Origin of the sequence: Methylorubrum aminovorans (assembly GCF_022179725.1) — a bacterium.
GTDB lineage: Bacteria > Pseudomonadota > Alphaproteobacteria > Rhizobiales > Beijerinckiaceae > Methylobacterium > Methylobacterium aminovorans.
Map to the genome: position 1 here is coordinate 65,464 of NZ_BPRC01000015.1, position 21,677 is coordinate 87,140.

Annotated in this window: 17 protein-coding genes; 4 read left to right on the forward strand and 13 right to left on the reverse strand. The window is 71.1% G+C overall.

Features of this window, described 5'->3' with window-relative positions:
* Positions 1–32: 32 nt before the first annotated feature.
* Positions 33–632 carry a hypothetical protein gene (locus tag MFF24_RS18765; protein WP_238226338.1) on the forward strand — a complete coding sequence of 200 codons (600 nt, stop codon included), beginning with the start codon at positions 33–35 and terminating at the stop codon, positions 630–632.
* A 324-nt stretch (positions 633–956) separates the two neighbouring features.
* Positions 957–2,123, forward strand: a complete 1,167-nt coding sequence (locus tag MFF24_RS18770) for a multidrug effflux MFS transporter (RefSeq protein ID WP_238226411.1) — start codon at positions 957–959, stop codon at positions 2,121–2,123.
* Between the two features lie 10 nt (positions 2,124–2,133).
* On the opposite strand, the gene MFF24_RS18775 is transcribed toward MFF24_RS18770, so the two are convergent.
* The 3 genes from MFF24_RS18775 to MFF24_RS18785 are packed head-to-tail and all read right to left on the reverse strand — an operon-like array spanning position 2,134 to position 8,911.
* Positions 2,134–3,030, reverse strand: coding sequence for a transglutaminase family protein (locus MFF24_RS18775; RefSeq protein WP_238226340.1), 897 nt, complete (start codon positions 3,028–3,030; stop codon positions 2,134–2,136).
* On the reverse strand, positions 3,027–5,630 hold the full coding sequence (locus MFF24_RS18780) for a circularly permuted type 2 ATP-grasp protein (RefSeq protein WP_238226341.1): 2,604 nt from the start codon (positions 5,628–5,630) through the stop codon (positions 3,027–3,029). The genes MFF24_RS18775 and MFF24_RS18780 overlap by 4 nt, the downstream gene beginning before the upstream one ends.
* Complete coding sequence (locus tag MFF24_RS18785; RefSeq protein ID WP_238226343.1) at positions 5,627–8,911, reverse strand: transglutaminase family protein; 3,285 nt, start codon at positions 8,909–8,911, stop codon at positions 5,627–5,629. Before MFF24_RS18785 ends, MFF24_RS18780 begins: the two co-directional genes overlap by 4 nt.
* 323 nt (positions 8,912–9,234) lie before the next feature.
* Between MFF24_RS18785 and MFF24_RS18790 the strand changes: the two genes are divergently transcribed.
* Positions 9,235–10,395 (forward strand): zinc-binding metallopeptidase family protein, encoded by a 1,161-nt coding sequence (locus tag MFF24_RS18790; protein WP_238226345.1) that lies wholly within the window; start codon positions 9,235–9,237, stop codon positions 10,393–10,395.
* A gap of 246 nt (positions 10,396–10,641) precedes the next feature.
* Here MFF24_RS18790 and MFF24_RS18795 read toward each other — a convergent pair whose 3' ends face one another.
* The 10 genes from MFF24_RS18795 to msuE all read right to left on the reverse strand — a co-directional run bounded on the left by MFF24_RS18795 (position 10,642) and on the right by msuE (position 20,051).
* Positions 10,642–11,340: a DUF2147 domain-containing protein gene (locus MFF24_RS18795; protein WP_108941203.1), complete on the reverse strand. Its 699-nt coding sequence runs from the start codon at positions 11,338–11,340 to the stop codon at positions 10,642–10,644.
* Positions 11,341–11,577: 237 nt separating this feature from the next.
* Positions 11,578–11,787 (reverse strand): hypothetical protein, encoded by a 210-nt coding sequence (locus MFF24_RS18800; protein ID WP_108941202.1) that lies wholly within the window; start codon positions 11,785–11,787, stop codon positions 11,578–11,580.
* 319 nt (positions 11,788–12,106) lie between these two features.
* The gene (locus tag MFF24_RS18805) at positions 12,107–13,489 is read right to left on the reverse strand and encodes an FAD/NAD(P)-binding protein (protein ID WP_238226347.1); all 1,383 of its coding nucleotides are present in this window, start codon (positions 13,487–13,489) and stop codon (positions 12,107–12,109) included.
* 39 nt (positions 13,490–13,528) lie between these two features.
* On the reverse strand, positions 13,529–14,491 hold the full coding sequence (locus MFF24_RS18810; RefSeq protein WP_238226349.1) for an aliphatic sulfonate ABC transporter substrate-binding protein: 963 nt from the start codon (positions 14,489–14,491) through the stop codon (positions 13,529–13,531).
* A gap of 126 nt (positions 14,492–14,617) precedes the next feature.
* Positions 14,618–15,607, reverse strand: a complete 990-nt coding sequence (locus tag MFF24_RS18815; RefSeq protein ID WP_238226351.1) for a sulfonate ABC transporter substrate-binding protein — start codon at positions 15,605–15,607, stop codon at positions 14,618–14,620.
* 16 nt (positions 15,608–15,623) lie between these two features.
* A complete protein-coding gene (gene ssuD, locus MFF24_RS18820; RefSeq protein WP_238226353.1) occupies positions 15,624–16,799 on the reverse strand; it encodes an FMNH2-dependent alkanesulfonate monooxygenase in 1,176 nt (391 codons plus the stop codon).
* A gap of 29 nt (positions 16,800–16,828) precedes the next feature.
* Positions 16,829–17,599, reverse strand: a complete 771-nt coding sequence (locus MFF24_RS18825) for an ATP-binding cassette domain-containing protein (protein WP_238226355.1) — start codon at positions 17,597–17,599, stop codon at positions 16,829–16,831.
* 24 nt (positions 17,600–17,623) lie between these two features.
* Positions 17,624–18,469, reverse strand: a complete 846-nt coding sequence (locus MFF24_RS18830) for an ABC transporter permease subunit (RefSeq protein WP_238226357.1) — start codon at positions 18,467–18,469, stop codon at positions 17,624–17,626.
* Positions 18,470–18,477: 8 nt separating this feature from the next.
* The gene (locus MFF24_RS18835) at positions 18,478–19,455 is read right to left on the reverse strand and encodes an aliphatic sulfonate ABC transporter substrate-binding protein (RefSeq protein WP_238226359.1); all 978 of its coding nucleotides are present in this window, start codon (positions 19,453–19,455) and stop codon (positions 18,478–18,480) included.
* Positions 19,456–19,463: 8 nt separating this feature from the next.
* Complete coding sequence (msuE, locus tag MFF24_RS18840) at positions 19,464–20,051, reverse strand: FMN reductase (protein WP_108941194.1); 588 nt, start codon at positions 20,049–20,051, stop codon at positions 19,464–19,466.
* A 424-nt stretch (positions 20,052–20,475) separates the two neighbouring features.
* Here msuE and MFF24_RS18845 point away from each other — a divergent pair, with 424 nt between their 5' ends.
* Positions 20,476–21,651, forward strand: a complete 1,176-nt coding sequence (locus tag MFF24_RS18845) for an MFS transporter (protein ID WP_238226361.1) — start codon at positions 20,476–20,478, stop codon at positions 21,649–21,651.
* Positions 21,652–21,677: the final 26 nt, after the last annotated feature.

Genomic DNA, 21,677 nt, shown 5'->3' on the forward strand with positions numbered 1-21,677 from the left:
TGCAGCCGACGAGTCATCAGAGGCCGACGATCATGACGATCTTTTCGCGCGCCTTCCGCGCCGCTTCCCTCTCCGCCCTCCTCACCGGGGCCGTGCTCGCCCCCGCAACGGCGCTCGCCCAGGCCCGGCCCCCCGCTCCGGCGCCGGATCGCGTGCCGGCCGGGGCGCCGGAGCCGGGCAAGGAGATCGCGCTGACGCAAGCGCAGATCGACGGTCTCCTCGCCGCGCAGCCCGAACTGGCCAAGCTGTCCGGCGCTGCGCCCGACAAGCCCGATCCGAAGGCCGAGGAGCAAGCCCAGGGTCAAGCTGAGGCGATCGTGAAGCGCAACGGCTTCGAGAGCCTCGAAGCGTTCCAGGATGCCAGCGACACCGTCGATGCGGTGCTCGGCGGTATCGATCCCGAGACCAAGAGCTATGTCGGCCCCACGGCGCTCCTGAAGAAGCAGCTCGCCGCGGTTCAGGCCGACAAGGGGATGCCTGCCAAGGAGAAGGCCGAGGCGGTCAAGGAGATCAAGGCGGCGCTGGCTGCGGGCGAGTCGGCCAAGCCTTCGCAGGGCAATATCGCGCTGGTGACGAAGAACTACGCGCCGCTCAGCGCGGCGATGGGGGACGGTGAGGGTACGCAGAAGTAAGCGCGACGATCGAACGCTCCTCCCTTTTGGGGAGCAGGCCGCAGCGGGGCCGGTTCAGGTCTTTGCGGAAACGGTGCGCCCCTCACCCGGCCCTCTTCGGAGGCCACCCACTTCCGCAGAGGGGACGTGGAAAGCGCCTCGCTCCCGAACGTTGAAGACACCGGCACCCGAACCCGGCCGGCACCGCCGCTGAAAGCATCCCCAACCGTGACACCCTCCCCTCGGCCCGCGCCCGGCAGCCCCGCCCCCGAGGCCGCATCCACCGGTGCGCCCGTCTGGGCCGGGCCGGGCTTTGCCGAGTTCGTCGGCATCGTCGCCCTGATGATGGCGGTCACCGCCATGTCGATCGACAACCTGCTGCCGGCCTTCCCCGCCATCCAGGAGCGGTTCGCGGTCGCCGACCCCAACAGCCTGCAACTGCTCGTCTACGTCTACATGATCGGCTTCGGGGTGGCGCAGATCGTCTACGGGCCGGTCTCGGACGCGCTCGGACGGCGCCCGACCCTCTTGATCAGCCTCGGCATCTACACAGCGGGCTGCATCCTCTCGATGCTGGCGCCGAGCTACGAGTGGCTGCTCGCCTCCCGCGTCATCCAGGGCATGGGCGCCGCCGGCGGTCGCGTGCTCTCGACAGCGATCGTGCGCGACCGCTTCTCGGGCCGCGAGATGGCGAGCGTGATGTCGCTCATCATGATGGTGTTCCTGATCGTGCCGATGCTCGGGCCGGCGATCGGTGCGACCATGCTGCTGCTCGGCTCGTGGATCTACGTGTTCGTGTCGATGCTGGCGCTCGGCGGCGTGCTGACCCTGTGGTTCGCCCTGCGCATGCCCGAGACGCTGCATCCCGAGTACCGCCGCCCGCTCTCGCTCCGGTCGACGGGCCAAGCCCTGCTGACCGTGCTGCGCACCCGCGCGGCCATCGGCTACGCCACGGCGCTCGGCCTGCTGACAGGCTGCATCATGGGCTATGTCGGCTCGGCCCAGCAGGTGTTCGACACCGGGCTCTACCATCTCGGCGGGCTTTTCCCGGTCGCCTTCGGCATGGTGGCCGGCGCCATGGGCGCGGCGACGCTGATCAACTCCCGCCTCGTGCGCCGGCTCGGGATGCGCACGCTCTCGCATGCCGGCGTCACCGCCTTCACGGCCGTGGGGGTGATCCAGGTCGGCATCGGCCTGCACTACCAGGGGCATCCGCCCCTGGTGCTGTTCCTCGCGGTGCTGGCGCTCAACCAATTCCTGATCAGCTTCGCCCTGCCGAACTTCAACGCGCTGGCGCTGCAGCCCCTCGGCGCCATCGCCGGCACGGCCTCGTCGTTCCTCGGGTTCTACACCACGATCCTGGGCGCCTTCTGCGGCTTCCTGATCGGGCACGCCTTCGACGGCACGGTGATGCCGGTGGCCTACGGCTACGCCGTTCTCGGCGGGCTCGCCCTCGCCACCGTCGCCTGGACCGAGCGCGGACGGCTCTACCGCGCGGGCGTCTCGGGCTGATCGGCGGCCCTCAGGCCGCCTCATCCTCGGGGATGACGTCGACCTCGACGGTCAGCTTCTGCGCCCCGGCCGAGGCGACGATCCCGTCGACCGGCGCCACGTCGGCGTAGTCGCGGGCGCGGGCCACGACGATGTGGTCGTCGCGCACGATGCAGGCATTGGTCGGGTCGAGGCCGATCCAGCCGCCCTCCCCTGCATCGGGTCCGCACCACAGGGCGACCCAGGCGTGGCTGGCATCGGCTCCGCGCAGGCGCGGGCGGCCGGGCGGCGGCCGGGTGCGCAGGTAGCCGCTGACATAGGCCGCCGGCAGGCCGAGGCCGCGAAGGCCGGCGATCATCACGTGGGCGAAGTCCTGGCAGACGCCCGCGCGCAGGGTGAAGGCCTCCGCCAGCGGCGTCGAGACGGTGGTGGCCTTGGCGTCAAAACGGAAATCGTCGCGGATGCGGTGCATCAGCTCGACCGCGCCGCTCAGCGCGCTGCGCCCCGGCGAGAAGCTCTTGCGGGCGTAGTCCGTCACCTCGGCGATGAGGGGCACTCGCTGGCTCGGGAACTGGAAATGCGCCGGCGCGTCCGATCCGAGGGACGGCAGCGTCAGGGCGGCTTCCCGCACCCGCTCCCAGGCGAGGCCGGATTCGGGCGGCGGCGGGGCGGCCCGCTCCACCGCGACGCGGGAGACGGCCTCGACCGCGAATTCGCGATGGGGCTCGTCCAGCGTCAGGGTCAGCGTGTCGAGGCCGAAGAAGTCGCGCCGCTCCAGGCGGCGGGTCGGCTCGGGCGTGACGTGCAGCGCGCTCTCCAGCACCCGCTGCCCCTCGCCGTCGCGGGGGCGCAGGCGCAGGTTGCAGCGCGCGAAGCGGACGGTCCGCGCGTAGCGGTAGGTCGTCAGGTGACGTAAGCTGTAGATCACGCGAGACCCGTGAGCTTCTCGGGCCTGAGCGCGTCGGGGCCATTGGGGAAATAGCGGCCGGCGATTCCGTCGGCGAGGCCCTCCAGATCCGTCTCGAACCGCTCCAGCGCCTCGGCGTCGAACGCGGCGGCCTCCGCCGTCTGGAGCGTGGCGGCCAGCGTCAGCGCCCGGCGGCGGTGCGGCTCGGGCAGCCCGTCGGCGGCCAGCGCCGGCAGGGCGTCGAGATGCGCGGTGATGGCCTGGAGCTGGTAGGCGACCGAGCGCGGATTGTGGGGATCGAGTACCGCCATGTCGCAGACCGCGTCCCGGCTCACGCCGACGAGGTAGCGCGCGCCGTAGGCGATCTGCGAATCGGCCAGCGAGAGCATCACGCCGAGATCCTCGGCGCCGGCATCCGGAGCACAGAAGCGCAGTCCGAAGCCGCAGGTGTTGATCGCCCGCTCGATGCGCCGGCCCATATCGGCGAAGCGCCAGCCGGCGGCGTGGCCCATATTCTCGTGGATCAGGCCGGACAGAGCGGCGAGATGGCCCAGTGCCCGCTCGGCCTTGCCGAAGAGCTGCGCCTCGTTCGGCGCCCAGGCCTCCGTGTAGACCAGGGTGTCGCGCAGGTCGGCCAGCGCCCGCCAGGATTCCGTCGGTAGCCGCTCGCGCAAGGAGGCGGCGATGCGGCGCGCCTCCAGCACGTGGGACAGGGCCGAGCCGTAGACGACCTTACCCGACAGCGCCTCCCCGGCGAGCGCGGCGGGGCTGAGATCGGCGGCGCTGACCGAGCCCCAATCCTTGAGCAGCGCGCGGATGGTGAGCGCGGTCGGCGCGCCCTCCGCGCCGGAGGCATCGGCGGCCACCGCCTCGCTGAACACGCCGAGATGGGCTTGGACGAGGCGGATCACCGCCTCCGCCCGCTCGAGGTAGCGCCCGAACCAGAACAGGTTGTCGGCCGCTCGCGACGGCAGGTGGCCGGCGATGCGGCGGATGCGGGGCGTGCTCGCGTGCACGAGGGTCGGCGTGTCGACGGGGGTGTCGGACAGAACCCAGACATCGGCCGAGCGGATGCCGGCGCGCATCTCGCTCGGATCGGCGCCCTCGCGCTCGGCGACGCGGCAGAAGGCGCTCGGCAGCACGCGCCAGCCCTCCGGTGTCGCGGCGGCGAAGACGCGCATCACGAACGGACGAGGCGCCAAGCGCCCGTCCTGCCATGCTGGCATGGTCGAGAGGGGGGCCGCCTCCTGCGCCACCCAGTCGAACGGGCGCTCGCGCAAGGATGCCACGGCGCGGGCGCGGGCGGCGTCGAGGGCGGGGCCGGCGAGCATCGCGTCCCGCTCCGGGCCGCGCAGTGGGGTCGCGGCGGGGCGCAGCGTGAGGCTGTCGAGGTTGGCCAGCGCATGATGGAGGCCGCCGGGATCGCCGCACCACCACGTGCGGGGGCCGGTGAGCCGCAGCTCCTCGCCGGTGAGCCGTCGGGCGATGGCCGGCAGGTAGGGACTGAGCGCGGCCGATTCGAGCACGCCGGAGCCCGGCATGTTGCCGACGACCGTGCCGCCCCGGCGCAGCACCTGGAGAATGCCGGGCACGCCGAGGCGTGAATCCGAGCGCAGCTCCATCGGGTCGAGATAGTCCGCGTCGATCCTCCGCCAGACCGCGTCGGTGCGCTTGAGGCCGGCGATGGTGCGCACGTGCAGGAGCCCGTCGCGCACCACGAGGTCGTCGCCCTCGACCAGCAGGAAGCCGAGATAGCGGGCGAGCGCGGCCTGCTCGACATAGGTGCTGCTGTAAGGGCCGGAGGTGAGCAGGCAGATGCGCGGGTCGCTTCGCTCGCACGCCGCGGCCACACCGGCGCGGAACGCCTGGAAGAAGCCGGGCAGGCGCTCGACGTGGAGGTCGGCGAACAGGTCCGGGAAGGCGCGGGCGAGCACCATCCGGTTCTCCAGCGCGTAGCCGAGGCCGGAGGGCGCCTGGGTTCGGTCGGCCAGCACCTGCCAGCGCCCGTCCGGCCCGCGACCGACATCCGCCGCGTAGATCGGCAGCCAGCGCCCGCCCGGGGGCGCGATGCCGTGGACGGGCCGAAGGAATTCCGGGTGTCCGGCCACGACGCCCGCGGGCAGGAAGCCTTCCGCGACGAGCCGGCCCGGCCCGTAGATGTCGGCGACGATGCGCTCCATCAGGCCGGCGCGCTGGACGATGCCGGCGGACAGCTCCGCCCAGTCGGCAGCGTCGATGACCAGCGGCAGTGAGCCGAGCGGCCAGGGATGCTCGCGCCCGTCGCCGTAGACCCGGTAGGAGATGCCGGCGTCGCGGATATGCCGCTCGGCGGAGAGGAAGCGGGCGGCGACCTCGCGGTCGTCGAGCCGGGCGAGACGTTCGAGAAAGCGCGGCCAGCCGCCGCGCAGGGTCCCGTCCGCCTCCATCAGCGCGTCGGCGAGGCCGGGCCGGGGCGCGTAGCCTTCCGTCCAGCGGCGCATGCGCGCGGCCGGATCGTCGGCCGCCCAGGCGGAGGCGTCGGGCGGGAGCCCGTCCGCGAGGGCGCCTCCAGGTTCTTGTCTTGTCGCGCTCTCTTGCGACGAACCGGTGACCACTTCGACGGAGAGCGCTCCGGCACTCATCGGGGCGCGGGCGTGCGCAGGTCGAGGGTCAGGGGGAAGTCGCCCGTGCGCTCCTCGGCCGGCATCGCGATGCGGCCGGGAGTGTGGCCCATCGCCTCGAACCGGGCGAGGCGGCGCCCCTCCGCCTCGTAGGCGTTGACGGGGAAGCTGTCGTAGTTGCGCCCGCCCGGATGGCTGACATGGTAGCGGCAGCCGCCGAGCGAGCGGCCGCTCCAGGCGTCTAGGATGTCGAAGGTCAGCGGCCCGTGCGGCGGGATCGTCGGGTGCAGCGAGGAGGCGGGCTGCCACGCCTTGAAGCGCAGGCCCGCGACCGCCTCGCCGCTGGCGCCGGTCGGCGTCATCGGCAGGCGCCGGCCGTTGCAGGCGATCACGTGCCGGCCGGGGACGAAGCCCTCGACCTTCACCTGAAGCCGTTCGACGGATGCATCCACGAAGCGCACGGTTCCCCCGGCGGTTCCCTCTTCGCCCAGCACGTGCCAGGGCTCGAGCGCCTGGCGCAGTTCGAGGCTCACGCCGCCCTGCTCCACCCGGCCGAAGACGGGGAAGCGGAACGCGGCCTGCGCCGCGAAGGCCTGAGGGTCGAAGTCGTAGCCGCCGGCACGCAGGTCTTCCAGCACCGAGAGGAAGTCGGCCCAGAGGAAATGCGGCAGCATGAAGCGATCGTGCAGGGCCGTGCCCCAGCGGACACAGCCGCCGGTCTGCGGTTCGCGCCAGAGCCAGGCGACGATGGCGCGCAGCAGGACTTGTTGCGCGAGGCTCATGCGCGCGTCCGGCGGCATCTCGAAGGAGCGGAATTCGAGGAGGCCCAGGCGCCCCGTCGGCCCGTCGGGCGAGAACAGCTTGTCGATGCAGATCTCGGCCCGGTGGGTGTTGCCAGTCACATCCGCGAGGATGTTGCGGAACAGCCGGTCCACCAGCCAGTGCGGGATGTTGGCCTGATCCGGCCCCGGCACCTGGGCGAGCGCGATCTCCAACTCGTAGAGCCCGTCATGGCGCGCCTCGTCCATGCGCGGGGCCTGACTCGTCGGGCCGACATAGAGGCCGGCGAACAGGTAGGACAGGCAGGGATGCCGCTGCCAGAACAGCACGAGGCTCTTCAACAGGTCGGGCCGGCGCAGGAACGGCGAGTCGGCCGGGGTCGCGCCGCCGAGCACGACGTGGTTGCCGCCGCCGGTGCCGGTGTGGCGCCCGTCGATCATGAACTTTTCGGCGCCGAGGCGCGTCTGGCGGGCCTCCTCGTAGAGGCCGGCGGTGATGTCCACCGCCTCGCGCCAGGAGGCGGCGGGGTGGACGTTGACTTCGATCACGCCGGGGTCGGGCGTGACCTTGATGACCGAGAGGCGCGGATCGTAGGGCGGCTCGTAGCCCTCGATATGGATCGGCTGGCCGATCGCCTCCGCGGCGTGCTCCAGATGCCCGACGAGATCGAGATACTCGTCCGCCCGCTCCATCGGCGGCATGAACACGCACAGCACGCCCTCGCGGGGCTCGACCGCCAGCGCGGTGCGCACCGCCACGCCCTCGATGCCGCCGCCATTGGCGCGGTCCGAGCCCTTGGGCAGCGGCGCATCCTTGAGCCCGCCGGGCTCGGCGGGCAGGTCGCCGCGCGCCTCCATCGGATCCTGCGGGTGGTAATAGGGGTAGGAATCCGGCGGCACATAGGGAAGCGAGCCGAGCGGCAGACGGAAGCCCAGGGGCGAGTCGCCGGGGTTGAGGTAGGCGCCGCCGCGGCGGAAGGCCCAGGCTTCCGAAATCCAGGCGCGGCCCTCGCCCAAGGCGAGGTTGGCGAGCGGCAGCACGTAGCCGACGGGCGTGTCGAGGCCGCGGCCGAACACGCGGCTGAACCGGGCATCGGTCTCCGGGCTGCCGGTCTGCGGCGCCGCGGGCGTGACGTTGACCGGCAACTCGCTCTCGCGCGCCCGCCAGTAGACCGCGTCCTCGTAGGCCGGGAAGACGAAGCGGGCGAGTCCGAGCCGCTCGGCCAGCGCCCCGATCAGGCGCTCGGCATCCGCGATGGTCGCCGTCTTCGGACCCTCCTCCACCGCGATCCGGTCTGCGTTCTTCCAGACCGGCACGCCGTCCTTGCGCCAGTAGAGGGCGAAGGCCCAGCGCGGCAGGCTCTCGCCGGGATACCACTTGCCCTGTCCGTAATGCAGCATGCCGCCGGGCGCGAAGCGGTCGCGCAGGCGCCGGACCAGCTTGTCGGCGAGGCCGCGCTTGGTCGGGCCGACGGCGGCGACGTTCCATTCGGGCGACTCGAAATCGTCCACCGAGACGAAGGTCGGCTCGCCGCCCATGGTCAGGCGCACATCCTGGGCGGCGAGATCGACGTCGATCCGCTCGCCGAGCCGGTCCATCGCTGCCCAGATCTCGTCCGAGAACGGTTTGGTGATGCGCGGCACCTCGGCCACGCGGCTGATCGTCATCTCGTAGGCGAACTCGACCTTGGCCGGCTCGGCGAGCCCGGAGATCGGCGCCGCGGCGTTGTAATGCGCCGTGGCGACCAGCGGGATGTGCCCCTCGCCGGTGAGCAGGCCGGAGGTGGCGTCGAAGCCGATCCAGCCGGCACCGGGCAGGTAGACCTCGGCCCAGGCGTGGAGGTCGGTAAAGTCGGTGGTGGTGCCGGCCGGGCCGTCGACGGCGGTGGTGTCGGGCACGAGCTGGATCAGGTAGCCCGAGACGAAGCGGGCGGCGAAGCCGAGCCGGCGCAGCACCTGCACCAGCAGCCACGCGGAATCGCGGCAGGAGCCGCTCTTGAGCGTCAGCGTCTCAGCCGCCGTCTGCACGCCGGGCTCCATCCGGACCCCGTAGGCGACGTGCGCGCGCACTTTCTCGTTGAGCGCCACGAGGAACGTGACCGTGTGGGTCTCCTCGGGGACATCGGCGAGGAAGGCATCGATCTCCGGTCCCTGCGCCTCATCGAGGACGAGGTAGGGCGCGAGCGCGACCTTCAGGTCCGCTTCGTAGTCGAACGGGCGGCGCTCGGCGTAGGGCTCGACGAAGAAGTCGAACGGGTTGATGACCGCGAGCTCGGCGGTGAGATCGACTTCGACGCGGAACTCCGTGGTCTTCTCCGGGAAAACGAGCCGGGCGAGCCAGTTGCCGGCCGGATCCTGCTGCCAGTTGATGAAGTGGTTCTCCGGCGTCACCTTCAGCGCGTAGGCCGGCACCTTCGTGCGGGCATGCGGCGCCGGACGAAGCCGGATGGTCTGCGGCCCCAGCGCGATCGGCCGGTCGTAGCGGTAATGCGTGACGTGGTGCAGGGCGGCTTGGATCGACACGGAGGCTCCGGACTTCTTCGCGGTCTCTCGACGCGATGGGGGCGGCGCGCTCTGCCGCTGGTTGCGCGCGTTAGAGTGCCTCACACGACTCCCGGTCTCTGACCGTCGTCACTCTGGCAAGGACGGCGCAGCGGGAGTTTTGTGAGAGACGCTTATACATCCCGCTGATCGGAATGGAGCGACCGAAAAAGCAAGAACCATGCAGCCGCCGGGGGCTGCGCGCGGCGGCACGGCCCTGCGGAACCTCACCCGGCTCACGACCCTTGGTCTGACTGCGGCCCGGTTCTTGTCTGGTCCCCGCCGCGGCCGGAGCGGGGCGTTCCATGAAGATCTTCCAGTGTCAGGCCTGTGACCAGCCGGTCTCCTTCGAGAGCACGGTCTGCGAGAGCTGCGAGCGCCGGCTCGGCTATGTCTGCGACCGTCACGAGGTCTCGGCGCTGGAGCCCTGCGGCGAGGATGCCCGCGGCTCCCTCTTCCGCGCCTACGCCCATCCGGGCGGCAAGTACCGCCTCTGCGCCAACGCGGCCCATGACGCCTGCAACTGGATGGTGCCGGAGGATTCGCCCGAGACCTACTGTGTCACCTGCCGCCACAACCGGGTGGTGCCGGACCTCAGCGTGGCGGCCAACCTCGACCGCTGGCGCCAGATCGAGGCGGCCAAGCACCGGCTGTTCTACTCGCTGCTGCGCCTCGACCTGCCGCTGGTGACCCGGGCGCAGTATTCCGACGGCCTCGCCTTCGATTTCCTCGCCGAGTCGGCCGGGCCGCCGGTGATGACGGGCCATCTCGACGGGCTCATCACCCTGTCGATCGCCGAGGCCGACGACGTCGAGCGGGAACGCCGGCGCAAGATGTTCGGCGAGTATTACCGCACCCTGCTCGGCCACTTCCGCCACGAGATCGGGCACTATTTCTGGAACCTGCTGGTGCGCTTCGATCCGAGCTTGCCGATGTTCCGCGTGCTGTTCGGCGACGAGACCCTCGATTACGGCGCCGCGCTCCAGCGTCATCACACCGAAGGACCGCCCTCCGATTGGCAGGACTCCTTCGTCTCGTCCTACGCCACCGCGCATCCGTGGGAGGATTTCGCCGAGACCTTCGCCCACTACCTGCACATCATTGATACGCTGGAGACCGGCAGCGCCTTTGAAATCCGCATCAAGCCGAAGCTGCGCGTGGCGGCCGAGCCGGAGGCGCCATCGACCTGCGTCGATTTCGATCCCTACGAGACGCCGGATTTCGAGCGGGTGGTGGAGGCGTGGATCCCGCTCACCTACGCGGTGAACTCGCTCAGCCGCTCCATGGGCCAGCCGCCGTTCTACCCGTTCAAACTGACGCCCGCGGTGATCGCCAAGCTCGCCTTCGTGCACGAGCGGATCTACGCCGCGCGCACGCCCGGCGGCCTTTCGGAGACGGCCAGTGACGAGATGCTGAAGGCGGTGATCGCCGGCCTGCGCCAGCGCGTGGCGGCACCGACGGCGTGATTTTTCAGCCCCCTCCGGTCCCCCACCACCGTCATTCCGGGGCCGCGGAGCGGAACCCACCCGTGATGCGGCATCGAAGATGTAGCCCCGCGGCATGGCATCGAGGCCAGTCATAGTTTCCGGGCTCGCCTGTGGCGACCCGGAATGACAGGCATGGGGTGGTACGAAAGGGACGCTGCGTTCAGAAAGCGCATCCCTCAAACCCGCCGTCGCAGCCCTGACGCTGTGCCGGGAGCAACGGGCCGCTTACTGCGCCGGGGCCGGCGCGGCCGGGGCCTTCGGCGCGGCGGGCTTCGGAGCCGGCTTGGCGGCGGGTGCCTGGCCGGCGGTGCCGGTGGCCGCCGGGCCGTTGGCGGTCGCGCCGGGGGCGGCCTTGGGCGCCCATTCCGCGTCGGCGCGGGGGCCGTTCGGACCGTTGGTCGGGCCGGTGAGCTGGCCGGGCAGCGCGTCGCTCACCCGCTTCCAGCTCTGCGACTGGCACAGGAAGGCGATCAGGCAGCCCTTGACCGTCAGCTCCTCCGGCTCATCCGACCAGATCGTCACATCGTAGAACTTGCCGTCCTCGGCGTTGTAGATCTTGCCCTCGTAATGGGCCTCGTCGTTCAGCTTGAGGCCGAGGATGAGCTGGTGGCCGAGGGAGGCGCGGGTGCGCTTCTTCGGATCGGGGTTGCGGAAATCGACCCGCGGCTTGCCTTCGTCGTTGAGCGGCGTCTTCAGCCACACGGCGTAGCCGCACAGGTTCTTCTCCTGCGGGCCGCATTTCTCGACGCGGATGCGCGCCTTGCCGTCCTGAGTCAGCCACGTGCCGCTCGGGTCACGGGCGGGTGCGGCCGCCGAGGCGGGAACCGCCGACAGGGCAGCCAGGCCAGCGAGACCGGCGGCGAGGGCCGCGGCGCGGCCGGTGCGGAGGAAAGGCGCGCCTGCACCGATCGGTCCGAAGATCATGCAATCATCCCCACTCGGGCGCGGCGGCACGTGCGGGCCACGCCGTTCAACCTGATGGCTGGGCCGTCCGCTGACGGACCGTTGCCCCTTCGCCGCAGCCATCGAATCGGAAGGTGACCGGATCATGACCGCCGCGGGGCGGTTGCGACGCAATTCGCCGGTGTTTGCGCGACGCACGCAAAAAGGGCCGGTGCGCGAGGCACCGGCCCTTCCAGACTAAGACTCTCGGACCCTGACTTACTCGGCCGGGGTCAGGTCGGCGGTGAAGTGGCCGCACCAATCCTTGGAGGCGACGACCGGCCACAGGCCCTGGCTCTGCGGATCGGGCTGGCTCACCGGCGGGTTGTAGCGGCACAGGCCCTGGTCGCCCGCAGCCTGGGCGCCGTTGGTCTTGTGGTCGTCGAAGAAGCGGCAGCTCTGGCAGGCGGCGTTGCTCGAGGTGGCCATGATCTCTCTCCGTTTCGTTTGGTCGTCGCGGGTCGGCGGTTCCTGACCCTGAGCCCTCGGCTCCGGTGTCCCGCCCTCACGGTTCTTAATTAGAACAAGTCCAAACTCTCGTCCAGCTCTTTAGAACGATTCCGATTTGTGAGACGGCAATGGACAGTGACGCCGCATCCGGGCGCGAAAGGGCAATGAAGGCAGCCGCTTATGCTTCGGCACTCACCGGACGCCGGAGCCGCCGCTACGATCTGGGGTTGTCACGAATGCGTGAAGCGGCGGAGAGCCGGACTCTCCGCCGCTTCGGGACGATGCCTTGATGGCTGGGTCAGGCCGCGGCAGCGCGGTCAAGATCGGCGGCGACGAGGCCGGCCAGTTCCGCCGCCTCGTTGCGGATGTCGGGCACCGCGGTGCATTCCCACAGGACGCCGCGCAGGAGCGGCCCGAGGATCCAGAGCGGTCCCCCGCCCTCCCCGACCGCTCCGCCGACCGCCCGGTAATCCGCGCCGGCATCGAGGCCGAGCCCGAACGGGCCGGGGCGCACGAAACCCCGTTCCAGCAGGCGACGCAGCAGCGGATCGCGGCTCTCCTTCAGGTGACCGAAGCCGGTGGCGTCGATCATCGCCTGGACAGCGAGTCGCTCCGGCCGCTCGGCGCCGCGCAGGCGCAGCGTCACCACCGCCTGTGCCGCCTCGTCCTCGGCCGCGAGCAGGCGCCCGGCCCGCACGGTGAGCGCGCCGCGGGCGATCTCCTCGGCGATCGTCCGGGCGGCCGGCGGAGCGGTGCGGTGGCGATGCACGTCCCAGAACGGGCGCAGGTGGCGCTGGAACCGGGCCTGTTCGCGCGGCGGCAGGCTGCGCCAGATCGTGTCGGTGAGCGGACGCAGGGCGTCGATGACGCCGTGCCAGCCGATCCCCGCCTGCGCCGCCCGCGCCACCTCCCCGCGGATGTGGGCGACGAGCCGCCTCAGGGAGGCGAGGTCGGCCGGCGTCAGATCCGGAGCGGGCCAGGCGGCGGCGGGGGCGTGGGCGTTCGGTAGCAGGCCGCGGCGCGACAGGGCGAGGATGGCGCCGGCAAAGCCCTGCGCCCGCAGGCTTGCCACCGCGTCGAGCATGGTGAGGCCGGTCCCGACGATGAGGACCGGCGCGTGGGGGTGGAGGCGCCCGAAGCTCTCGGGCGCCCAAGGGTCGAGGCTGTGGCGGCTCCTGCGGGCCGCCGAGGCGAGGTTGCCCATGGCGAGCACGGCCCCGGCGACCCGGTGGGTCTGCCCGCCCTCGGTGCGCAGCACGAAGCCGCCGCCGCGCGGCTCCAGATCGACCACCGCGTCGTGGACGAGGCGCAGGCGCGGCACGCCCGGTCCGGTCACCGCCGCGGTGAGCAGATCGGTGAGGTAGCTGCCGTAATGGCCCCGCGCCACGAAGGTGCCGGCCGGGGTCTTCACCACGCCCTCGCCGAGATCGGCGCCTGAGAGCCATTCCTCGAAATGGCCCGGCCTGTCGGGGAAGGCGCTCATGTTGGCCGCGCGCACGTTGAGGAGATGCGCCGGATTGCCGGTGCCGTAGGCGAGGCCTCGGGCAAAACTCCCCGAGCGCTCGCACAGCAGCACCGGACGCTCCGGCGGCAGCACGGACAGCAACTGGAGCGCGGCCATGGTGCCGCTGAACCCCGCGCCGATCACCGCGATGGGGGGCAGGCTCGCCTGACGGGTCATCGTGAAGGTCCTCAAGCTCCCTCTTCCTTATCGCGACGCTCAGCGCGACGGCGGCTCCCAGACCGGCAGCGCGGCGGCATCGACGGCGCGCGGCAGCAGCCCCTCGGCGCGGAAGGCGTCGGCGATGGTCTGCTGCTCGGACAGCCCGTCGCGGCTCACCGGCTCGACCCGGTAGGAGCGGCGGGCATTGGCCCGCTTCACGACCTCGGGCTCGATCTTCCACAGGGCGGCGAGCCGCGCGGCCGCCGCGTCGGGATTGGCCTTCACCCAAGTACCGGCCTCGCGCAGCCGGGCGACGAGCAGGGTCAGGACGTCGGCGCGTTTTTCCGCGTAGGCGTCGGAGGCGAGATAGTATCGCTTGTAGGCCGAGAGCCCGGTGCCGTCCCGCAGGATGCGTGCCCCGGCCTGGATCTGCGCGGCGGAGAGGAACGGGTCCCAGGCCACCCAGGCATCGACGCTGCCGCCGGCCAGCGCGCTGCGTCCGTCCGCCGGGGTGAGATAGGCCGGGGTGATGCTCTTGAACGGCAGCCCCTCGGCCTTGAGCGCGGCAAGCAGCAGGTAGTGGCTGCCCGCACCCTTGGTCACGGCGACCTTGCGGCCCTTGAGATCCGCCACCGTCTTCAGCGGAGAATCGCCCGGTACCAGGATCGCCTGCGCCTCCGGCGAGGCCGCCTCCTGGGCGATGTAGGTGATCTTGGCCCCCGCTCCCTGCGCGAAGACCGGCACGGTGTCGGCGACATCCGCCGAGACGTCGATGCGGCCGACGTTGAGCGCCTCCATGATCGGCAGGCCGCTGGTGAACTCGTGCCAGGAGACGGTAACGCCGAGCGGCTTCAGGGCCGTTTCCAAGGCCGCGTCCTCACGCAGCAGCGAGATCAGCGCCGAGGAGCGCTGATAGCCGATGCGCAGGGTGGATTCTTCCGCCGCGGCTGGGCTGAGGCCGAAGGCGGAACTGAGCGCGAGACCAGCGAGGACGAGGCGGGCGGCGGACCGGCGGTTCATGGTGGGCTTTCGATGGCTCTCGGACGATGCCCCTCCCCCTTGCAGGGAGGAGCCAGGGGTGGGGGTGGTTCAGGATGAGGAAGTGCGGTGCCTTCGGCGCCTCGCCGCAGGCGGCGAAGCGCCTGCTCAGCTTCCCGGCTTGCGCACGGCGCCGGCGATATCGACGGTCTTCGGCACGAGCTTGAGCCCGTGGAAGGTGTCGGCGATGCGCTGCTGTTCCCGTGTCACGGCCTCGTCGAGGGGGCGGATGCCGTAGGTCTGGCGCCTGAGGGCGACGGCGAGGATCGGCGCCGGGATGCCGACCGAGGGGCTCAGCTCCTTAGCCACCGCGTCGGTGTTGTCCTTCGCCCAGGCATCGACCTCGGCGACCGCCGCGACGATGGCGTCGAGCGCCGCGCCGTTCTCGGTCGCGAAGCTCTTGGACGAGAGGTAGAACTGGTGGTTGGGCACGAGGCCGGTGCCGTCGGCCAGCACCCGGGCATTGCCGCCGGCTTCGGCTGCGGCGAAGTAAGGGTCCCAGATCACCCAGGCATCGACCGCGCCGCGCTCGAACGCCGCCCGCGCATCGGCGGGCGCGAGGTAGACGGGAGTAATGTCGGCGAGGGTCAGCCCGGCCGCCTCGATGGCGCGCACCAGCAGGTAGTGCACGTTCGAGCCCTTGTTGAGCGCGACCTTCTTCCCGCGCAGGTCGGCCACCGACTGGATCGGGCTCGCCTTGGGCACCAGGATCGCCTCGCCCTTGGGCGCGGCCGGCTCGTGGGCGACGTAAGTCAGCGCGTCGCTGGCGGCCTGGGCGAAGATCGGCGGGGTCTCGCCCGCAGAGCCGAAATCGACCGCGCCCGCGTTCAAGGCCTCCATCAGCGGCGGGCCGGAGGGAAACTCCGACCATTGCACCCGGTAGCCGAGCGCCTTCAGCTTCGGTTCCAGGGTGCCGCGGCCCTTGAGCAGGACCAGCGTGCCGTATTTCTGGTAGCCGACCCGCACCACCCGCTCCGTCTGTCGGCTCTCTTGCGCGTGGGCAGCGAGCGTCAGGCTGGCGAAGATCAGCGCGGCGAGCGCCAGCCACAGGCGCGGCAGGAGCGAAGGCGCGAGGACGGCGCGGGTGCGGGCAGGCATCGAACGTCCCCCTGGCTCAGTGGGCGCCGACGCGGCGGGTCGGGACGATGTCGTTGGCGATGACCTCGCCGAACGGGCCGTTGTTGCGGGCCGTGCTCGGGGTGGTGCCAGTGGTCGCGCGAAGCGGTAGCTTCGGGAAGACCAGTTCGGCGAAGCGGTAGGCCTCCTCCAGATGCGGGTAGCCGGAGAGGATGAAGCGGTCGATGCCGAGATCGATGTATTCCTTCATCCGGTCGGCGACCTGATCCGCCGAGCCGACGAGCGCCGTGCCCGCGCCGCCGCGCACGAGGCCGACGCCGGCCCAGAGGTTGGGCGAGACGACGAGCTTGTTGCGGTCGCCGCCGTGCAGGGCCATCATCCGGCTCTGGCCCACGGAATCCTGGCGCTTCAGGGTGGCCTGCGCCTGGGCGATGGTGTCGTCGTCGAGCCGCGAGATCAGCCGGTCGGCCGCCTCCCAGGCCTCGGCCTCGGTCTCACGCACGATGACGTGCAGGCGAATGCCGTAGGAGAATTTTTTGCCCTTCTTCTCGGCCGCCTCGCGGGCGCGGGCAATTTTCTCCGCGACGCCGGCCGGGGGCTCGCCCCAGGTGAGGTAGACCTCGCAATGCTCGGCCGCGACCTCGATCCCGGCGGGCGAGGAGCCGCCGAAATAGAGCGGCGGATAGGGCGCCTGGACGGGCCGAAAGATCACCCGGCCGTTCTCGGAGCGCAGGTGCTTACCCTCGAAGTTCACGGTCTCGCCGGCCATCAGTCCGCGCCAGATCTGCAGGAACTCGTCGGTGACGCTGTAGCGCTCGTCATGGTCGAGGAAGACGCCGTCGCCCCTGAGTTCGACGGGGTCGCCGCCGGTCACAACGTTGATGAGGAGGCGCCCGTCGGAGATCCGGTCCAGCGTCGCGGCCATGCGCGCGGCGACGGAGGGCTCCTGCAGGCCGGGGCGCACGGCGACGAGGAAGCGCAGGCGCTGCGTCAGGGGAGCCAGCGCCGAGGCGACGACCCAGGAATCCTCGCAGGAGCGGCCGGTCGGCAGAAGCACGCCGTAATAGCCGAAATCGTCTGCGGCCTGCGCGATCTGGCGCAGATAGGGCAGCGAGACGTCGCGGGCGCCTTCCGAGGCGCCGAGATAGCGGCCGTCGCCGTGGGTGGGCAGGAACCAGAGAACGTCGGTCTTGCCGTCGGTCTGTACGCTCATGGAAATACGCTCCAAAGAAATGCAGAAATTCAGGCGCGGTGGCCGAGAAGCCGTTCGAGGATGCGGCCTTCGAGTTCGGCGAGCGCCGGGTCGCCGCGGCGGCGGGGGCGCGGCACGTCGACATCGACATTGAGCGCGATGGCGCCCTGCTCGACCACGAGGATGCGGTCGGCCATCGCCACCGCCTCGCCGACATCGTGGGTGACGAGGATCGCGGTGAAACCCTGGTCCTGCCAGATGCGCTCGATCATCGCCTGCATCTCGATGCGGGTGAGCGCGTCGAGCGCGCCGAGCGGCTCATCCAGCGCGAGCAGGGCCGGTCGGCTGACGAGCGCGCGGGCCAGCGCCACCCGCTGACGCTGGCCGCCGGACAGGGTCGCGGGCCAGTTGCCGGCTTTTGCCGCCAGCCCGACTTCGTCGAGGACGGCGAGCGCCCGTCGCCGCCGCTCGGCGCGGGGCGTGTCGCGTCCGAGCCCGACCGCGACGTTGTCGGCGACCCGCGCCCAGGGCAGCAGCCGCGGCTCCTGGAACATGATTCGCTTCGAACTCCGGTCGCCACTGATGGCGACGCGACCGGCGCTCGGCTCTTCGAGGCCGAGGATCAGGCGCAGCAGGGTGCTCTTGCCGCAGCCCGAGCGGCCGACCACGGCCACGAACTGGCCGGCGGGGATGTGCAGGTCGAGCCCGCGGATGACGGGGGCGCCCCCCTCGAAGCTTTTCGAAAGGCCGCGCAGGGTGATGGCGAGGCCGGCATCGCGGTCTCTCGCGGATGCGTCTTCGACGCGCAGGGCAGCGGACATGGGGGTCACTCGCGGGACAAGAAATCAGGCGTTGCGGTAGGCCGGGTTCCAGGCGAGGCAGGTGCGTTCCAGCGCCCGCGTCAGGCTGTCGGCGAGCTTGCCCAGCGCGGCGTAGATCAGGATCGCCAGCACCACGACGTCGACCAGCATGAACTCGCGGGCCTGCATCGCCATGTAGCCGAGGCCGGAATTGGCCGAGATCGTCTCCGCGACGATGAGCGTCAGCCACATGATGCCGAGCGCGTAGCGGATGCCGACGAAGATCGAGGGCAGCGCGCCCGGCAGCACCACGCGCCAGAACAGTTCGCGCCGGTTCATGCCGTAGACCCGGCCCATCTCGATCAGTTGCGGATCGACCGAGCGGATGCCGTGCAGGGTGTTGGCGTAGACGGGGAAGAACACGCCGAGTGCCACGAGGAAGAGCTTGGCGCCCTCGTCGATGCCGAACCACAGGATCACCAGCGGGATCAGCGACAGGTGGGGCACGTTGCGCACCATCTGCAGCGTGGTGTCGGTGAGCCTTTCGGACAGGTTCGACAGCCCGTTGGCGAGCCCGAAGAACAGGCCGATGCCGCCGCCGATCAGGAAGCCGGCGGCCGCGCGGGCGAAGCTGACCCAGAGGTTCTCCCAGAGTTCCCCGGTCTGCGCGAGGCGCCAGCCGGCGGCGGCGACGTCGAGCGGCGCCGGCATGAACCGAGTCGAGACGAGCCCGAGCGAGGCCGCCGCCTGCCAGCCAACGATGACGAGGGTCGGCAGGAGCCAGGGCAGGAGCTTCGCCGTCGGCAGGCGCAGGGGCTTGCGTAGCGGTGCGGCGGACTCGGCGCGGTGCGCGCGGCCGGGGAGCGATCGGATCGCGGCGGAATCGGCCATGGCTCGGCTCACCCGTTGTTCTGGGTCTTGGTCGGGGTCCCGGCCGGCGTCCAGATGATGTCGGACACCCGCACCGGGCGGGGGATCACGCCGATGGCGTGAAAGCGGTCGGCGATCCGCTGCTGCTCAGCGGTCACCGCCGCATCCATCGGCGCGATGACGAAGCGGATACGGTCCACGGCGCGGCGCGTGGCGGCGAGCGGCACGCCGGTGATCTTCGACAGGCTCGCCGCCACGCTCGGGCGGTTGCCTTCGCACCAGATCGCGACCTCGCCGAGCGCGGCGATGGCCGCCCTCAGTACCTCGGGCCGCTCCTCGGCGAAGGCGCGGTTCGCCAGGAAGAAGTTATTGGTGGGGGTGATCTCCGAGGCCTGCACGAGGATGCGCGCGCCCTGCCCCTCCTCTGCAATGGCGAAGTAGGGATCCCACACCGTCCAGGCGTCGATCGTGCCGCCGGCGAACGCCGCCGCACCATCGGCCGGCGCGAGCAGGACCGGAGTGATGTCGCGGTAGGTGAGGCCCGCTGTCTCCAGTGCGGCGACGATGAGGTTGTGCGCGCTCGATCCCTTGGCGAAGGCGACGCGCTTGCCCTTGAGCTCGGCGAGCGAGGCGATGGGGGAGCTCTTCGGCAGCAGGATCGCCGAACCCGAGCCGCCGTTCGGCTGGGCCGCTGCGTACACAAGGTTGGCCCCCGCGGCCTGGGCGAAAATCGGCGGAGCGTCGCCGGTCTGGCCGAAATCGATCGCGCCGAGGTTCAGCGCCTCCAAGAGCGGCGGCCCGAACGAGAACTCGACCCAGCGCACAGCCACGCCCTGCGGCTTCAGCGCGGCCTCGATCGCCGCCTGCTCGCGGGCAACGGCCAGAATGCCGTTCTTCTGGTAGCCGATGCGGATCACGCCCGGCTCGCTTGCGCGGGCGCGGCGGCGCGGGAGCGCGGTGCCGGCCGCGGCGAGGCCGGCGGCGAGGACGAGGCGGCGGTTGAGCATCGCAGGGCTCAGCGCGCGGCGGCGGTGGCGAGCGGCGCGGACGCCGCGGTGGATCGGGCGGCGCCCTGGGCGACATCGAGGAGGCGGGCGAGTTCGGCGGCGGCCTGGGCGACGCGTTCGCGCACGATCGGGTCGGCGACGCGACCCTCGCTGATCTCGGTGTCGCCGGCATAGACGGCGGTCGGCGCGGTCTGCGCCGAGAAGAAGCCGAAGAGCGGGCGCAGGGAATGCTCGACCACAAGCGCATGGCGCGGGCCTCCGCCGGTCGCGGTCAGCACCACCGGTTTTCCGATCAGCGCCTCGGGAGAGACGAAGTCGATCAGGTGCTTGAACAGCCCGGCATAGCTGCCCTTGTAGACCGGCGAGCCGACGATCAGCGCGTCGGCCGTCTCGATCGCCTCGACGATCCGCGCAGCCGGCAGCGGCAGGGCCGAGCGGCTCGCCACCGCGATGCCGGTGCCGGCATCGACCAGATCGTAGACCTTGAGGTCGATCGGCCGCTGGCGCGACAATTCGGCGGCCACCGCCTCGACCAGGGTGCGGGTGCGGGACGGGCGGTGCGTGTTGCCGGAAAAGGCAACGATCCGTGCGGGCATTGCGAAAGATCCGAGGCAGGACCGCAGTCACGAAGGACCGACGCTCGAAATCTCCGGCAGGAGCATTTCGAAGCTTCGATATTCGAGAATATGCGGCGTGTTGTTGGGTCGTTGTTGCCCTGAAATGTAGAGACCTAAGATGGGTCAAATCAACGGATTGTTTTTGCGTTGTTTTTGTAGGTCGGAGGATGGTTCTACCGTTGCGCTCGCTGGCGCAGGGAAAATCTTTCCGCTCGCGAGTGATGCTCCCGGATGGTCTCGATCACCGGGTCAGGCGCGCTGCCGAGGCGGAGGCCCGCGCTGAACGGCCTGACCTGAGCGCAGGCCTGCCTCCCGGTCACGCGGGTGTCGCGCGTTCGGCAGATGACCATGGTGCGGCGCTCATCTTGCAGCGCAGCAACTGCGCCGCCTCGGAGCATCCCGCATGGTACCCCTGCCGATTCTCGCGCTGGCCGTTGCCTCCTTCGGCATCGGCACGACCGAGTTCGTCATCATGGGGCTTCTGCCCGAGGTGGCGCGCGATTTCGACGTCACCATCCCGCAAGCGGGCCACCTCGTCTCCGGCTACGCGCTCGGCGTGGTGGTCGGCGCGCCGATCGTGGCGATGGCCACCGCGCCCCTGCCGCGCAAGGCGGCCCTGCTCGCCCTGATGGCGGTGTTCACGCTGGGCAACCTCGCCTGCGCCCTGGCGTCGAGCTACGAGTGGCTGATGGCCGCGCGGGTCGCCACGGCCTTCGCGCACGGCGCCTTTTTCGGCATCGGCGCCATCGTCGCCCGCAACCTCGTGCCGCGGGAGAAGCGCACGCAAGCGGTCTCGCTGATGTTCGCGGGGCTGACGCTCGCCAACGTGCTCGGCGTGCCGCTGGGCACCGCGCTCGGCCAAGCGTTCGGCTGGCGCTCGACCTTCTGGGCCGTGGTCGTCATCGGGCTCGCGGCGGGGGCGGCCATCGCGCTCGCCCTGCCGGGCGGGATGCCGGGTACGCGCGGCGGGCTCGCGCGGGAGTTCCGGGCGCTCGGGCGCTGGCCGGTGCTGCGGCCGATGCTGGTCTCGACCCTGGCTTCGGTGAGCTTCTTCACCGTCTTCACCTACATCGCACCGTTCCTGCTTACCGTGACGCATCTGACGCCCGGCGGCGTGACGGGCGCGCTGTTCGCGGCGGGCCTCGGGCTCACCGTTGGCAACCTCGCCGGCGGCTGGCTGGCCGACCGCAGCCTGATGCGCACCGTGCTCGGCAGCTTCGTCGGGCTGATCGCGGTCCTCGTCGCCTTCGCCCTGGTCGCGCCCTTCCCCGTGCCGGCGCTCGCGGTGCTGGTGCTGTGGAGCGGGCTCGCCTTCGCCCTGGTCTCGCCGCTCCAGGTCTGGGTGGTGGAGGCGGCGAGCGACGCGCCGAACCTCGCCTCGACCCTCAACCAGGGCGCGTTCAATCTCGGCAACGCGATGGGCGCGTGGCTCGGCGGCACGGCGCTCACGCTCGGCGCGGGCTATGCGGAGCTGCCGGCCCTGGCCGCAATTGTCTCGTTGCTCGGGCTTGGGCTCGCCGCCACGGCGGCGGCGCGGCCACTCTGGTCGTCCCTGGCCGGCAACCAGGGACGGTCGTGACGCTGGCGATTTACGAAACGGCGTGA